12 protein-coding genes are annotated in these 15678 nt (G+C 49.3%); 1 reads left to right on the plus strand and 11 read right to left on the minus strand.

Features of this window, described 5'->3' with window-relative positions:
- Window positions 1-23: 23 nt before the first annotated feature.
- A complete protein-coding gene (rnt, locus tag J9253_RS06840) occupies window positions 24-665 on the plus strand; it encodes a ribonuclease T (RefSeq protein ID WP_028488913.1) in 642 nt (213 codons plus the stop codon).
- An 82-nt stretch (window positions 666-747) separates the two neighbouring features.
- Here the strand turns inward: rnt and J9253_RS06845 are convergent, their stop codons facing one another.
- The 11 genes from J9253_RS06845 to cydX form a co-directional block, all read right to left on the minus strand.
- Window positions 748-1782, minus strand: coding sequence for an extracellular solute-binding protein (locus J9253_RS06845; protein ID WP_210223886.1), 1035 nt, complete (start codon window positions 1780-1782; stop codon window positions 748-750).
- A 1-nt stretch (window position 1783) separates the two neighbouring features.
- Window positions 1784-2548 (minus strand): spermidine/putrescine ABC transporter permease PotC, encoded by a 765-nt coding sequence (gene potC / locus J9253_RS06850; protein WP_210223887.1) that lies wholly within the window; start codon window positions 2546-2548, stop codon window positions 1784-1786.
- Window positions 2545-2976, minus strand: coding sequence for an endonuclease domain-containing protein (locus tag J9253_RS06855; protein ID WP_210223888.1), 432 nt, complete (start codon window positions 2974-2976; stop codon window positions 2545-2547). The genes potC and J9253_RS06855 overlap by 4 nt, the downstream gene beginning before the upstream one ends.
- 76 nt (window positions 2977-3052) lie before the next feature.
- The gene (locus J9253_RS06860; protein ID WP_210223889.1) at window positions 3053-6511 is read right to left on the minus strand and encodes a HEAT repeat domain-containing protein; all 3459 of its coding nucleotides are present in this window, start codon (window positions 6509-6511) and stop codon (window positions 3053-3055) included.
- Window positions 6512-6573: 62 nt separating this feature from the next.
- Window positions 6574-7440 carry a spermidine/putrescine ABC transporter permease PotB gene (gene potB, locus J9253_RS06865; RefSeq protein ID WP_228291528.1) on the minus strand — a complete coding sequence of 289 codons (867 nt, stop codon included), beginning with the start codon at window positions 7438-7440 and terminating at the stop codon, window positions 6574-6576.
- The gene (gene potA / locus J9253_RS06870; RefSeq protein WP_210223890.1) at window positions 7437-8546 is read right to left on the minus strand and encodes a spermidine/putrescine ABC transporter ATP-binding protein PotA; all 1110 of its coding nucleotides are present in this window, start codon (window positions 8544-8546) and stop codon (window positions 7437-7439) included. The genes potB and potA overlap by 4 nt, the downstream gene beginning before the upstream one ends.
- 137 nt (window positions 8547-8683) lie before the next feature.
- Window positions 8684-9376, minus strand: a complete 693-nt coding sequence (locus J9253_RS06875; protein ID WP_210223891.1) for a hypothetical protein — start codon at window positions 9374-9376, stop codon at window positions 8684-8686.
- Window positions 9377-9522: 146 nt separating this feature from the next.
- Complete coding sequence (locus tag J9253_RS06880; protein ID WP_210223892.1) at window positions 9523-12783, minus strand: efflux RND transporter permease subunit; 3261 nt, start codon at window positions 12781-12783, stop codon at window positions 9523-9525.
- 27 nt (window positions 12784-12810) lie between these two features.
- On the minus strand, window positions 12811-13947 hold the full coding sequence (locus J9253_RS06885) for an efflux RND transporter periplasmic adaptor subunit (RefSeq protein ID WP_210224563.1): 1137 nt from the start codon (window positions 13945-13947) through the stop codon (window positions 12811-12813).
- An 80-nt stretch (window positions 13948-14027) separates the two neighbouring features.
- Window positions 14028-15305 carry an NAD(P)/FAD-dependent oxidoreductase gene (locus J9253_RS06890; RefSeq protein ID WP_210223893.1) on the minus strand — a complete coding sequence of 426 codons (1278 nt, stop codon included), beginning with the start codon at window positions 15303-15305 and terminating at the stop codon, window positions 14028-14030.
- Between the two features lie 258 nt (window positions 15306-15563).
- Complete coding sequence (gene cydX / locus J9253_RS06895; protein WP_028488905.1) at window positions 15564-15671, minus strand: cytochrome bd-I oxidase subunit CydX; 108 nt, start codon at window positions 15669-15671, stop codon at window positions 15564-15566.
- Between the last annotated feature and the right edge of the window lie 7 nt (window positions 15672-15678).

A 15678-nucleotide genomic window follows, 5' to 3' on the forward strand; every position in this document is an offset into this window, starting at 1 on the left:
ATCAGTTCCGTTAAGCTCTCGCTATGACTGATGATATAGAAATAATCCCTATCGCCGGACGTTTCCGTGGCTTCCTCCCAGTAGTGGTGGATGTGGAAACGGGAGGCTTTGATTGCCGCAAGGATGCGTTGCTCGAAGTGGCAGCCGTGGTGCTGCGTATCGACGAAAAAGGTGAGCTATCACGCCACCGCACTTTCAGTTGGCACATTGAACCTTTCCCCAATGCCAACATGGATCCCAAGTCGCTCGAAGTGAACGGCATCAAGCCTTTCAGCCCCTTGCGCATGGCTGTCCCTGAGCCGAAAGCGATGGAAGAATTCTTCAAGGTCATCCGCAAGGAAGTGAAGGTTAACCGTTGCAGTCGCGCCATTCTGGTTGGTCACAATGCACCGTTTGACCTGAACTTTGTGCACGCGGCCTCAGAACGCATTAAAGCCACCCGCAACCCCTTCCACCCCTTCAGCACGCTGGACACGGTTTCCTTGGGTGCGGTGATGTATGGGCAAACGGTATTGGCGCGACTGGCGCAAGCAGCAGGCATGGGCTGGGATGCAGATTCAGCGCACTCAGCCGTGTATGATGCTGAAAAAACAGCAGATTTATTTTGCCATTTCGTGAATACCTGGCAAACACTCGACGCAGCGTTTAAAGCTGTCGAGAATTAAGATGTAGGGTGGGTGGAGCGGAACGCGATACCCACCGCGTCGGTGAAATGGTGGGTATCGTTCCTCCACCCACCCTACAAAATTACTTCCCTGTCTTCAATTTTTCCCAATAGCCGTCATACACTTTCATAGCGTCGCCGACATCCTGCTGGAATTCACTGGCTTTAACGATGTCTGCGGGCGGGAAAATCACCGGGTTATTTTGGGTATCCTCATCCAGTAACTCCTTGGACGCCATGTTGGGAGTGCTGTAGCCCAGCTCTTCGACCACTTGCTGACCCACTTCAGGGCGCAACATGTAATCAATGAACTTGTGGGCATTCTCGACATGTTCCGCACCAACCGGGATCGCAAAACTGTCTACCCAGAAACCCGCGCCTTCCTTGGGAAAAATGTACTGGATATCCGGGTTCTCCTGTTGCGCCATGATGACTTCACCGCTCCAGATCATTCCCAGATTCACATCGCCTGCCAGAAACGGTTCACGCGGTGCATCTGCATTGAATACCAGCACGTTGGGCATCAGCTTTTTCAGGTCTTCGTAAGCCGTTTTGATTTCATCCGGGTTGGTGGTATTGGTGGAAAAGCCGTTCTTTTTCAGCGCCATGTGGAATACTTCACGCACATCATCGGTCAGCAACAACTTCCCTTGCCACTTTTCATCCCACAAATCTGCCCATGAAGTGATGGTAGCAGGGTCAATTTCCTTGGCATTCACGCCAATGCCGGTGCTGCCCCACAGGTAGGGGACGCTGTATTCATTGCCGGGGTCATAGGGTTTGTCCAGCAAATCAGGCGAAAGGTTTTTCAGGTTGGGAAGCTTGGCAGGGTCAATCTTCTGCAATAAACCTTCCTGACGCATCTTCGACACCAGATAGGAGGATGGCACCACAATGTCGTAACCCTTGCCCTTTTGCAGCTTGATCTTGGAGTACATCACCTCGTTATTTTCGTAGGTGGAATACTCGACCTTGATGCCGGTTTCCTTGGTGAAATCTGCCAGCGTACTTTCGGGAATGTATTCTGCCCAGTTGTAAACCACGAGTTTTTCTTCAGCGTGCAGCGCCGTTGTCGCCGCCATCAGCACAGCAGCCAGTAAAGCAGGGATTGTTTTCATGTCAGTGTTTTCTCCTGAGTAGCAAAGTTGAGAACGTAACCAAAAGCAGTGACAGCGCCAGCAACAGGGTTGCCAACACATTCACTTCGGGCGAAACACCGACCTTGACCATCGAAAACACCCGGATCGGCAGGATTTCAAAGCTGGGGCCGGTCACAAACGAGCTGATGATTACATCATCTAATGATAGGGTAAAGCTCAATAACCACCCCGCGACAATCGCCGGAAACACCAACGGGAAGATAATCAGGCGAAAAATACGGCTTTCACTCGCCCCCAAATCCTGCGCAGCCTCCAACAAATATTGATCGAAACCTTTGAGTTGCGCATACACCGTAATCACCACAAACGGCAGGCAAAAGGTGATGTGCGCAATCAGCAACGACCAGAAACCAAGCTGGATACCCAACGCAATAAAGATCACCAAAAAGGTAATCGCCAGCACAATATCTGGCGACATCATCACAATGAACAACAACCCGCTGGAGGTGGCCTTGAGCGGGAAACGGTAACGGTACAAGGCCAGCGCCATCAAGGTTCCGATAAGGGTTGCTGCCGTCGCCGCCAGCGTCGCGATTAGCAAGGAATTCAGGAAAGCCTGCGCCAACGCCTCATTTTCCCAGAGTTTGGCGTACCAATTGAGGGTGAAGCCTTTCCACTCATAACCGTATTTGGAAACGTTGAAGGAATTGATCACCAGAATCGCGATGGGCAGGTAGAGGTAGGCGAAGATGGCGGCGATAAAGCTCCACTTTAGGATTTTCATTGGGTTTGCTCCTGCGGAGTTCCCCTCACCCCTAGCCCCTCTCCCTCAAGGGGAGAGGGGGATAAGAGGAGGTAGTTTTGGATGGTTGCGGTAACAGTTTGGAGATTTTTTTCTACTTGGGTGGCGGTGAAACGGAGGACGGTGTAACCACAGACTTCTAGGAGGTGTTGGCGTTCTTGGTCGCGTTCTACTTGGGTGGCGTGGATTGATCCATCTACTTCGACGATCAGGTTTTTTTCGGCGCAGAAGAAATCAGCGACGAAACAGCCGATAGGTTGTTGGCGGCGGAATTTGAATCCGGCGATTCGGCGATTGCGCAGGGCTTGCCAGAGGATGCCTTCGCTGGGCGTTGGCGCTTTGCGAAAGTCGCGGGCGCAGGCGTGCATTTGGGCGTTGAGTTCGGGGGTGATGACTAGGCGTTCTTTCATGGGCGGAACCCCTCACCCCAACCCCTCTCCCTCAAGGGGCGAGGGGCTAAGAAAATACGGCGGGTAGTATTGGTTTTCATGGGCGGGTGGCTGCTCCGCCGATGCCTGCGATGAAGGCTTTGATGAAAGCACTGATGGGGTCTTCTCCGGTAGCCATATCGCCGATCAACGAAGTTAAAGCGCCAATACCACCGTTTTGGATGCGTTGCATTAATCCCGGATTTTCTGTTTCTAGCGTTCTTGCTGCGTCAATACCGCTATTTTCTGGATTCTCGGTTATTTGGGATTGTTGGTGTTGACTCCATGCTTGTAGAAAAGTACGCAATGCGGCTATGTCTTCAGCACTTAAAACAGGCTGATTATTTCCGACATTGACTGTACCGTGATTATCACCGATAACACCTGCTGTTACGGGCGCATTAAAGTTAAATATCTTGTTACTCATTTTTGTTTCCTGAATAATAGGTAGAAATTTTATGTTACTGGCTTGATTAAACCACTGATAAGAATAGTGACCATGACGCTTTTGTATTTTACATATTGAATCAAACTTATCATAATCAGGCATTAATTTTACAAGTCTAGGCAATACATCAAGAGTTGCCATTTTCTTTATCTTGCTCAATGCGTCACTTTTCTCATCCTGAGAATGATCAATATCATCAGACTCCAAAATAGAAAAAAGAACGCCAATATTAATACAGCTCTCAAAATCACTCACTTCATCATCAGTATAATTTGAATCTTCATTTTCTTTTTTACATTTAAGATTGAAGTCAAAAATGGCATCATTAATTTTATTATCATTTAATTTTTCATTAATTTTACTTAAAGCACTCATAGATAACCAATTATTGCCATCGTCCCCGTCCATAACTCTAATCAACTCATCAATAATCTTAGGTTTATCTTCAGCAATAACAGGATTTCTCCATAACATTTCAACTATTATTTTTTTAATCTTTTCATTCTCATGACTCAATGATGAAACAATAAACTCTTCTGAATATTGATCATCCGCTTGCATCTCATTAACCAGATCATACACCCATGAAATCCCACCTATGCTAGAAGAAAAAAGATTATCAAATACGGCTTTTACAGCAAGTGGATGAGAAATTTTCCCTAAAGCTATTATAACACTCGATTTTACTTCATCATGATTATCATTTAATTTCTCGACAAGAAATTTAATTGTATTTGCTGAACCAATTCTTCCTAATGCTTCAGCAGAAGCGCTTCTAATCCTCCATTCTTTTTCATTAAAAACACTAACAACCAAGGGCGCTGATGCAGAGTTTCTTATATACCCCAAAGCAGTGATACAATTAATCTGTTTAAGAAAAGATGACAAGAAAATTGAATGGAAATTTCTCAAAAAGCGCAAACTCCTCCAATTATTATTACAAAAATCAAAAAATGTCCGTAAAAAAATATTTCTGGTAAGTAGTCTGCTTCTTCTTAATTTGGCCTCAATCCGTTTTCTTGCATACTCAGGAGCATTCTTCCTTAAAAAAAGAGCAGCATACTCAATATCATGATTGTTTCTATTAAAAATATACTTCAATAGCGGTTCTATCGCTCTTCTATTACTGCTCTTCTCCAGCATTCTACATGCAGTAGACCGTACATCTTTGTCTGCATCAATAAGAAGATCAATAAGTACATTAGATGATCGCTCAGAATTAATATTTCCGATTGCTTGAGTAACAGCCTCTCTCAAATAATTATTGGCATCACTCTCTCTTAACGCATTCAGTAGTAAGGAAAAATCTTTCTCATCCGAAACACTTCTAATATACATAAGAGCACACCCTATTTCATGTCGATGACCGACTCCCATCAACACAAAATCAATTAAAGGCTTAATATATTTCAGATCAAATAATCCATTTATGGCATATCTCAGTTTTTCTCTATCATCTATTTCATTGCTTATTGATTTTTCTTTTAAAATATTAGAGAAATAATTCAAAGATATTAGGCACTTAACATTAGTCAACTGTTCTGCATAATCAAACCAATCAAAATGAGCTAATTTAACACCTTTATCACTTTCCAGGAAATCGACTAAGCACTTCATCAAAAATTCAGTTTTATTAAACTTCAATATTGAGTGCAATTCAGTCATAGCCACATCATTATTCATCAATAAACTTTTAACCAAACTAAATGATGACTCTTGAAACTTGTAATTAACCGCTCCCGAAATCCTTGATGCCAAAATGAAATCAACAAGAAACGCTACTTGTAGAAAACGTTTAATTCGACTTTTATCAGGTATAATCCCCGCTAATACCAGCAATGATTCTGTCCATTTAATAGGATTCAAATAATGAACGCAAAGTTGGTCATCCGTCAATTCATCAAAATGGCGTAACAACCATTCAGCAGCATAATATTCTTGAAACGCTTGATGAATGAACTCGATCTTTCCATGATCAGCAGCAGGCTGAAGCAAATGAAAATTTAACGCATCAGACAGCCATTGCTTTGCCTTGCTTGCCCCATTTGTTTCGCCACGCTCCCCAAATCGCTTTTCTAGCCATTTTTCAGCATCAGCCAATGGCACTTGTAACCAGAGATTCTTGCCATCACCATCCGCGTGCATCATCAAAAATGCCACTTCTTGCAAGATTTCATCGCAGAAATCAAAGAAAGTATTTTCGCGTGTCGTTACCGTCCCACTGGGTTTGTGTTTCGCATACTCATCATGTGTAAATCGCCGAAACAACTCACCCTGATTTTGTGGAATAGCATGTGATTTTTGATAAACACTGCACAACATATTCAGCAATAACGGACGTTCAGTGAAGTCATGCAAACGGTCTGGCAGATCATCCAACAATTGACGCGCCGCCGACTCGCTCCCTAAACGATTGGTAGCCAATGCTCTTGCCTGAGAGTCATTCAATGGCAACAAATGCAGCTTCGTTTCAATTCCAAAATCGGTAACACTCTCCCGACTGCTAACAATCATCGGTGTATCAATAAACTGCTTCCTAAAATCTGCCAGCCTTACGCTGCTCGGCATTTCATTTAAGCCATCCAATAACAACAACAGCCGCCTATCTCGCAACAAAACACGCACCTGCTGCTCACTCGCAATACCCGCTAACTCCAACTGCTCCAGAATCAGTTTAAGCAAAGTAACGTCATGACCATCAAACGCATCTTTAGTCCCAAGCCGCCGCAATTCCAGCAAAACAGGAATCGGTCGAGACTGATCACGTAAACCCGCGCCAGCCTCCTCCCGCAATAAACGCTTAAATGCAGTAGACTTACCCGCCCCCGGCTTCCCCAATAACAACACATGCCCAGCCGCGTATTCACGCAAACCAACCATCACATCGACGCTTTTGCGTTTCTCAGATAAACGAGCACGCCCATCAAAATCATCATCAGCCTGTCGCTCTTTATCCTCAATTTCCGCACGCAACGGCAAATCGACTGATGTAGAGACATATCCCGCATCAGCCGAAGCATCAATCCGCTGCAAAACAGCATTCAAATAAGGAGCAAAATCAAACTCCATAACAGCCCATTCTCTTATCCCCCTCTCCCCTTGAGGGAGAGGGGCTAGGGGTGAGGGGTTCTTCAAATTCCATCATCATCCAACCCCCCTTGTCGGTTAATCCGCCGATTTGCCAAGAAATACAGCCACAGCAACACCGCCATGATCCCAATCAGTGCCACGCTAAACGCCGCCCCAAACGGCCAATCCCGCACCACCAAAAACTGGTTCTTAATAATATTTCCCAGCAGCAGATTCTTCGCGCCACCCAGCAAATCCGCCACGTAAAACATCCCCATCGCGGGCAGAAACACCATCAAACTTCCCGCAATAATCCCCGGCATAGTCAGCGGCACAATGATCAGCCGGAAGCGCTGCCAAAACCCCGCCCCCAAATCATGCGCGGCCTCCAGCAACGTGCCATCCAGCTTGCCGAAACTCGACACCAGCGGCAGCACCATGAACGGCAACAGCACATACACCAGCCCGAAAATCACCGCAAACGGCGTATACAACAACTGCACCGGCTCATCCACCAAGCCCGAAGCCAGCAACAAGCTATTCACCAGCCCCTTGTTCCCCAAGATCAGCTTGATCGCATACGTGCGGATCAAGCTATTCGTCCAGAACGGCACAATCATCAAAAACAGCAGCAAACCACGCCACATTCCTGGCAATTTCGCCACGATGTACGCAAACGGATAGCCCAGCAGCAAACAAATCGCCGTGGTCAGCGTAGACAACCACAAGCTGTGCCAAAACACTTCGGCATACAACGGCTCCAGCAAACGCCCCCAGGAATCCAGCGTCAGCGGCCACACCGCCAAATGCTGCGGGTCAGGCGACATTACGCTGGTCAGCAACACCAACACATGCGGAACCAGCACAAACAACCCCAACCACACCACGGTCAGCACAATCACAAAGCGGCGGAAATTTATCACCATCATGCTTTCCCCGATCTTTCCGCCGGGATCACATGCTCCCAACCCGGCACCCAGTCCACCCCCACTTTCTGGTTGATGCTGTAGTCAAAATCGGGGTCGTCTTCGTCAAAGAATTCGTGCGCCATCAAGGTTTGCCCGTTTTCCAGCTCGATGTGTGAATTCAGGGTCTGTCCGGTGTAACTGCGTTCCAGCACAATGCCGGGGAAACCTTTGCGTTCTGCCACGTCCGGGCGGCAATCAATGCGCAAGTCTTCCGGGCGCAACATCACGTGTACCTTGTCACCCACTGCAAAACGGTGGTCACAGCGGATTTCACGCACCACGCTGTTAATGCTGGCTTCGTACTGGTATTCGCCCAGCGCTTGCACGATTTCGCCGTCAAACACATTGATTTCACCAATGAATTGCGCCACGAACAGATTGCGCGGGGACTCATAAATTTCGCGCGGTGTGCCAACCTGCTGTGCTTGCCCATTGTGCATGACCAAAATACGGTCAGACATCGACAGCGCCTCTTCCTGATCGTGGGTAACGTAGACGAAGGTAATCCCCAATTGGCGTTGCAATTGCTTGAGCTCAAGCTGCATTTGCTGGCGGAGTTTGTAATCGAGGGCGCTAAGCGATTCATCCAGCAATAAAATTTTTGGGCGATTCACCACTGCACGGGCAATCGCGACCCGTTGCTTCTGACCACCGGAAAGCTGGTGTGGTTTGCGGGTGGCAAACTCGGAAAGGCGCACAATCGCCAGCGCATCCGCCACCCGTACTGCGATGTCTTGCACATCGACCCCGGCCATTTTCAAACCAAAGGCTACATTGTCGAATACCGTCAGGTGAGGAAACAGCGCGTAACTCTGGAATACCGTATTGAAGGGGCGTTTTTCAGCGGGAATGCGGGCAATATCGTCGCCATTCAGCAAGATTTGCCCTTCATTCGGCTGTTCAAAGCCTGCAATCAGGCGCAAAACGGTTGTTTTACCGCAGCCCGACGGCCCCAGAATCGTGAAGAATTCACCATCCTGTATCGTCAGATTAAAATCGGAGAGTACTTCCTGAGCGGCAAAGCGCTTGCTAATGTTACTCAGGGTAAGGATGGGTGATCGGATCAAGCGATACTCCAGTGGTTAACATGACTCATAACACTGGCATTGATTATAACCAACATCGGCTGCTGGTTGACTGATTTATCCGAAATCCATTCCCCCGTAGGAGCAAGCTCCCACAGGAAGAATGTCAGGCGCACTCGTTACTGAGCGGCGGCTGGCGCTGCTGCACTTGGTGCTGGAGCGCTAGTTGCTGCTGCCGGAGCCGAGCCTGCGGGTATCGGCACCAGCATATACCCTGGCGGTACCATCATCATCTGCGGCTGTTGCATTGGCATCTGCTGCATAGGGGACATACCGTTGTAATTCTGCTGTGGCATCATCGGCATGTTAGGCATGTTAGGCATCTGCATATTGGGCATACCGCCGCCATTATTGCCGCCCCACGGGAAACCACCCCAAGGACTGCCACCATTACCACCCCACGGATTAGCACTGCCCCAAGGGCTGCCACCACCGCTGTTATTACCCGAGGTATTGCTGTAACCGCTCATATTGTTATAGCCATTACCGTAACCATAGCCACTGCCTTGCAGATTACTGGCGGTATTGCCGCGCCCGCTACCTGCTGCATCGGAAGCCATGTCGGTATTGCCCTTGCCTTTGAAGGTCACAGTGAAATCGACAGCGCCATCGGCATCACCTTTGCCACGCCCGAAGCCACTGGCATCGCTTGCACCCGTGCCGTAACCCTGACCCGTTCCAGAGGTATTGGCAGTCCCGCTACCCTGACCACTGCCAGTTCCTGAGCCATTATCAAAACCATTGAAAAATTCAGCCGATGCCGCTGTAGACAAGGCCAACAAGCTGGCGAAAACCATGATAGGTAATTTCATTTTCATCCATCCTCTCTAACGTGTTTAATGTTTATCATCCGAGACCATTACTAGCAAACCACCTCCGTCCCAATAAAAAAATGGCTCCGTACACAAGACACGGAGCCAAAAAACCTTCTACGTTAGGATGAATAGAAGGAGTCTACTCACAGTGACTTTCCGGCACTGATGCAACCCAGCGGAATAATCAGCAGGGTCAATAAAGTCGCCACAGCCCCGCCAAAGATCAGTGACACCGCCATCCCCTGAAAAATCGGGTCAGAGAGAATCACCATCGAGCCACCAAACAAGGCCAGCGCCGTAATTAAAATCGGTCGGGTACGCGCTTCACAGGAATGGATAACCGCATCCAACACCGGCATACCTTTAGCCACTTCACCTCGGGCAAAGTCCACCAGCAGGATGGAATTGCGCACAATAATCCCCGCCAGCGCAATAAAGCCGATCATCGACGTTGCGGTAAACTCTGCATTCATCAGCCAATGCCCCGGCACAATGCCGATCAAGGTCAGCGGAATCGGTGCCATGATGATGGCAGGCAGGATGAAATTACCAAACTGCGCCACAATCAGCATATAAATCAATACCAGCGCGGCCGCAAACGCAATTCCCATATCGCGGAAGGTTTCCCACGTTACTGTCCATTCCCCGCCCCACTCGAAAGCGGATTTACTTTCCACCTCTTGCGGAGTCTTGAGCCAGTAAGCCTGTTCATGTAACAACGTGCCATCCGGGCTGCGGTAGCCTTCGCCATTGTTGGCAGCCTTCAGCAGATTTTCTACCTGACTTTGCCCGTAAACCGGTGCAGCCAAACGCCCGGTGGTTTCAGCCGTCACAAATTCAACCGGGCGCAAATCCTTGCGGTAAATCGGCTTGTCCTGCTTCTCGAACACGAAAGTGCCTAATTCCTGCAACGGTACAGCCTGTCCGGTCGGGTTGGTCACGGGCAGTTGTGACAAGCGGTAAATTTGCGAGCGGGCTTCCAACGGAATCTGCATCACAATACGGGTCGGGTCGATCAAGGCGTTTTTCTTGATGTCACCCAACACATAACCACCCATCGCCATTTCCAGGGTGCGATTGATCGCTTCAGCCGTAATGCCATTACGTTGCGCCTTGTCCGAATCCACGATGAAGTGCAGCACCTCATGATCGTCTTCCATCAAGTTATCCACGTCCCCAAGGTTTTCGGCCTGCCCAAAGAAGCGAGTCAAATCAGCCGCGACCTGACGGCGGGTATTCGCATCCGGCCCATAAACCTCGGCGACTACGGATTGCAGCACCGGGGGGCCCGGTGGCATTTCGACAACCTGAAGTTTCGCGCCAGTATTGCCCAGCAAAGGTTGTAGGATTTCCCGCGCCTCCACCGCAATCTCGTGGCTGCTGCGCTTACGGTCGTGTTTGGGGGAAAGCTGTACCTGTATATCCGCCTGCCAAGGTTGCTGGCGTAAATAGTAGTGGCGCACCAAGCCGTTGAAATTGAACGGGGAAGCCGTGCCAGTATAGGTTTGCAAAGCAGTCACTTCCGGCAAGGTCTTGAGTTTGCCCGCCAGTTGGTACACCAGATTAGCCGTCACGGGCATTGCCGTGCCTTCCGGCATATTGACCACCACATTGAATTCCGGCTTGTTATCCAGCGGTAACATTTTCACCCTGACACCCGTGAATGGGTAGAACATCAGCATAAACACGAAGAAGGTCGCGATAATGCCCACTAGAAAGGTAAAGCCCTTAAAACGGCTATCAACCAAGGGTGTGATAACACCACGGAAGAACTTTTCCATCATCGCCGCTTGCTTGTGCTCTTTCTCCGCCGCCGCCTGCAAGCTTTTCAGGGAAGGTCTAAAGCGATTGGTCAGCCACGGCGTAAAGGCAAACGCTGCAAACAAGGAAATCACCATCGCCACCGAACCCAGTACCGGAATCGGGCGCATATAAGGCCCCATCATCCCGCTGACAAAGCCCATCGGCAGTAAAGCTGCAATCACCGTGCCCGTTGCCAGAATAGTCGGGTTGCCTACCTCACGCACTGCATCGACCGCAATACTGATCTTGGTACTGCTGTCCATCAACCAGCGCCGGTAAATATTTTCCACTACCACAATGGCGTCATCGACCAGAATGCCGATGGAGAAGATCAGCGCAAACAGACTCACCCGGTCAATCGTCATGCCCATCAGCCAAGCCGCAAACACCGTGGTGGTAATCACCGCCGGAATCACGATCAGCACCACCGTCGCCGCCCGCCAACCGAGGAAGAACCACACCAGCAGCGTCACGATACCAGTCGCAACAAACAGCTTGAAGATCAGTTCATCGACCTTTTCTTTCGCGGTTGCCCCATAATTGCGGGTCACTTCGACATGCACATTGTCGGGAATAATCCGGCCTTTGAGCACTTCCAGTTTCGCCAGTATCGCATTGGCTACATCGACACCATTGGTGTTCTTTTTCTTGGCAATCGCCAGCGTGACCGCAGCGGCATTATCGGCTGTTTCCTTAACATCCTGTGCCGCAGGGCCAGTAAAGTAAGCAACGGCATGGTCTGCTTCGGCCGCTTCCTCCGTCACTGTCGCGACATCACGCACATAGACCGGCCTCCCCCCTGCAACCGTCACAATCAGACGCTGAATATCGGCGGCAGAATTCAGGAAAATACCGCTGTAGATCTTGAAGACTTTCTGGTTAGGTTCAACCGTGCCGGTACTGCGTTCCGAATTGGCCATGCGGATAGCATTGGCGACCTGTTCCAGCGATACCCCAAAGGTCGCCAAACGTTCGGGCAATATTTCAACCTTCAACGCTTCATGACGGCCTTCTACCATGAAACTCTGGCTGGTGTTTTCCACTTCGCGCAGGCTTTGCAGGACATCCAACCCAATCAGCCTCAGGTTGGTATCCTCAACTTTATTCGACCACAAGGTCAGCGTGACCAGCGGGACATCATCCGCCCCTTTGGGTTTCACGCTGGGGGTTGAGGCTTGCTGGGGAATCTTGTCTTGATTGGAGGCCAACTTGTCGTACAGCTTGACCAATGATGATTCCAGTTCTTGACCCACGATAAACTGTACCGTGACCATCGACTGTTCATGCATGGACACTGAGTAAACGTGATCCACCCCAGTCATTTCCGAGAGGATACTTTCCATCGGACGGGAAATCAGGTTCTCGACTTCCTGCGCCGACGCGCCGGGATAGCGCACAAAAATGTCCACCATCGGCACGGATATTTGTGGGTCTTCCTGACGCGGCGTGACCCACATCCCCAACACACCCACGGCAAAAAAAGCCAGTAGCAACAACAAGGAGAGCGGCGAAGTAATAAAGGCTTTGGCGGTAACGCCTGCCAACCCCAAATTGGGGTGCTCTATTTCAGCCGGATCGGCATCTTTGGGGAAATCATTCATGTGTAACGAGCCTGACGGTAAAGGGCATTATTTCGCAGGTGGCATCCAGCCAGAAACGACGCCAACGGGTGGATCATTGATGATTTGTTCTGTGGCATCCAAACCTGAGATGACTTCGACTTTATCCTTGCCTTGATCGGTTCCAAGGCGCACCAGCCGTAATTGTGATTTGCCATCCTTAACGACCAAAACACTGGGCAAACTGCTACCTTTGAACAAGGCTGTTTTGGGAATGAACAAGCTGGCGGCGCTATCACCTTCTGGCAAATGCACTTCGGCATACGTGCCTGGCGTTGCCTCAACATCGGCGGGAAGGTCAAATTTGACTGTCACCGTATGACGGGTTGGGTCAGCCAATGGGTAAATCTCGGCGACTTTCGCTGTTGTGTCGAAGTTGCTGTTAATTCTGGCCGCGACGGTCATTCCCACCTGCAAACCCGCAACCAAGCCAGAAGGTACATCCGATTGCAGGCGTTTGTTTTTGATATAACCGTAAGTGAGAAGCGGCTGACCGGGCTGGACGGTATCACCGACCTCAACCTGCTTTGATAGGATCATGCCCTCGAACGGAGCGGTTGAGGTTGCATTACCGATAGCGGCATCCAGTTCCTGTAACTGGGCACTGGCTTGTTGAAGACCACCTTGTGCTTGAAGAACAGTCGCACGGCTATTCTCCAAATCTGCCTGACGGATAGTCTTATCGTCATACCCTCCCATAAAGGTACTGGCAAACTGGCGTGTCCCCAGTCTGTCGAACATGGCAGGCATACCAAAACCCGGCATCGCGCCAATATCCTTACTACGGGGTGACATCTGCTCGCGGTTATATTGTGCCTGAGCATTGGTAACCCCAGACTGTGCAGTGCCAATCTGGGCAGCCACCGCATTGCGCTTGGCCTGCAACTGTGAATCATCAATCTGCACAAGGGTATTGCCTGCGGCGAAAGAAGCGCCAACGCCCCCCGCCACCCGCTTCACTACCCCCGGTATTTGTGCTGTCAAGGTCACTTCCTTGTAAGGCACAACCGTACTACCCAGCACCGATTGGCTTTGGGTACTGGAAACTTCAACGGGAATAATCTCGGCAGACTGCGCACCGGTAGGAAAACCGATACCCAATACCACACCTATCAGCCCCACAAACGCGGACTTTTTGTTATTCATCACGATGCCCTCCTCAAAACATCACGATTTCACCGAATCAATACCGGGCAAGCGCCACAAGGCAACCGGCCCGGCTCAGGCTAGTCGTTAAGGCGGGTAATACCCAGCATCTTCATGATGGACTTTTCATAGAACGGCTCGGAACTGCCTTTTTTCATTTTACGGATGAAGTATTTTTCAAAAGCAATCTTGGCCAAATGCACCCACTTGCCTTTCTTCGCCCACACCATATTGCGTGGCGGGATTTGCGGAATGGCGACGAAAGCCGCACCACTATCCCCAAAGTCTGCCAGACAGATCGTGCTCCATGTGCCGGTGGTATGCGGTTCCTTGCCTGCGATTTCATCGGCAATATTGTGAACGGCGGAGGTAACCATTGACTCGATCATGTAGCCGGTTTTAGGCATACCCGTGGCAACCGGGGTTGCTTCCAGTGGTGGAATGGCAATACACACACCCGCCGAGTAAATGTTTTTGTATTTTGGGCTGCGGTGCAATTCATCAACGATCACGAAACCACGCGGGTTGCACAGACCTTCTACCGCAGCAACAGCTTCAACACCTTTGAAGGCAGGCAGCATCATCGCAAAATCGAAAGCAATTTCGTGTTCTTTTTCCACTTCGCCTTTCGCGGTCAGTTCCGTGGTAAACAGCTTGCCTGCTTCAACCTTGTGGGTCTTGGCATTGGTAATCCAGTTGATGTGATGATTACGCAGTTCCGATTCCAGCATCCCTTTGGAGTCACCTACCCCACCCAAACCCAGATGGCCGATGTAAGGTTCGGAAGTGACATAAGTCATCTTGAATTTGTCACGCACCTTGCGCTTGCGCATGTCGGCATCGAGGATAAAGGCAAATTCGTAAGCCGGGCCAAAACAGCTTGCCGCAGGCATCGCGCCCACAACGATATGACCACTGCCTTTTTCCAGCAGTTTTTGGTATGCCTCGTAAGCTTGTTCAGCGTGGGTAACATCGCAAACCGACTGAGTATGACCACCGTGCGGGCCAGAACCTTCCACTTCATCAAAAAACAGTTTAGGGCCGGTGGCAATAATCAGGTAGTCGTAGTTGACCACTTCGCCATTGTCCATGTGCAGTTTGCTACCGTTGGCATCAATCTTGTTGCAACGGCTGGCAATGAATTTGATTTTCTTGCGGCTCAAATATTTTTCAATCGGGAAAGAAATATCGGAACGGGTACGCCAACCCACCGCAATCCACGGGTTGGAGGGGATGAACTGGAAATAATCCCGCTCATTGATGACAGTGATGTCATGCCCTTTACCAAGAATTTCACGCAACTCATAAGCAGCAGGCATCCCGCCTGTACCAGCACCAAGAACGACAACATGGGCCATATTCAACTCCTAAACGGTTTCTTTATCTGAACGGCATGAAACCACATTGAGCGAAAAAAGTCAAAAAAATCACTTAAAATTCAATAAGTTAGTATATTACTATGTATTAATATATAAGAATATTTGCATATTAGAATGCTAAAGCGAATGGGGGACATTCACTCACTGTACAACCCTATGCCGTAATAGTTTCGTTAAGGGGAGTGCATGAAACATCTCCCCTTAACGATGACGTATTGAATACGTCCCTAAAATGGCCTATTCATCATCCGCGTCCAGCCCGCCATGAAATTCCAGCCACATCACATTGATGATACCGAAAGAACAGGCCAGCAATACGCCGAGTAACCAAGCAAAATACCACATGGCAAAC

It is taken from the genome of Thiothrix litoralis (assembly GCF_017901135.1).
GTDB lineage: Bacteria > Pseudomonadota > Gammaproteobacteria > Thiotrichales > Thiotrichaceae > Thiothrix > Thiothrix litoralis.

Excerpts from the sequence above, each read along its gene's own strand:
- rnt (WP_028488913.1), top strand. The coding sequence starts at position 24 with ATGACTGATGATATAGAAATAATCCCTATCGCCGGACGTTTCCGTGGC.
- J9253_RS06845 (WP_210223886.1), bottom strand. The coding sequence starts at position 1,782 with ATGAAAACAATCCCTGCTTTACTGGCTGCTGTGCTGATGGCGGCGACA.
- potC (WP_210223887.1), bottom strand. The coding sequence starts at position 2,548 with ATGAAAATCCTAAAGTGGAGCTTTATCGCCGCCATCTTCGCCTACCTC.
- J9253_RS06855 (WP_210223888.1), bottom strand. The coding sequence starts at position 2,976 with ATGAAAGAACGCCTAGTCATCACCCCCGAACTCAACGCCCAAATGCAC.
- J9253_RS06860 (WP_210223889.1), bottom strand. The coding sequence starts at position 6,511 with ATGGAGTTTGATTTTGCTCCTTATTTGAATGCTGTTTTGCAGCGGATT.
- potB (WP_228291528.1), bottom strand. The coding sequence starts at position 7,440 with ATGATGGTGATAAATTTCCGCCGCTTTGTGATTGTGCTGACCGTGGTG.
- J9253_RS06875 (WP_210223891.1), bottom strand. The coding sequence starts at position 9,376 with ATGAAATTACCTATCATGGTTTTCGCCAGCTTGTTGGCCTTGTCTACA.
- J9253_RS06880 (WP_210223892.1), bottom strand. The coding sequence starts at position 12,783 with ATGAATGATTTCCCCAAAGATGCCGATCCGGCTGAAATAGAGCACCCC.
- J9253_RS06885 (WP_210224563.1), bottom strand. The coding sequence starts at position 13,947 with ATGAATAACAAAAAGTCCGCGTTTGTGGGGCTGATAGGTGTGGTATTG.
- J9253_RS06890 (WP_210223893.1), bottom strand. The coding sequence starts at position 15,305 with ATGGCCCATGTTGTCGTTCTTGGTGCTGGTACAGGCGGGATGCCTGCT.
- cydX (WP_028488905.1), bottom strand. The coding sequence starts at position 15,671 with ATGTGGTATTTTGCTTGGTTACTCGGCGTATTGCTGGCCTGTTCTTTC.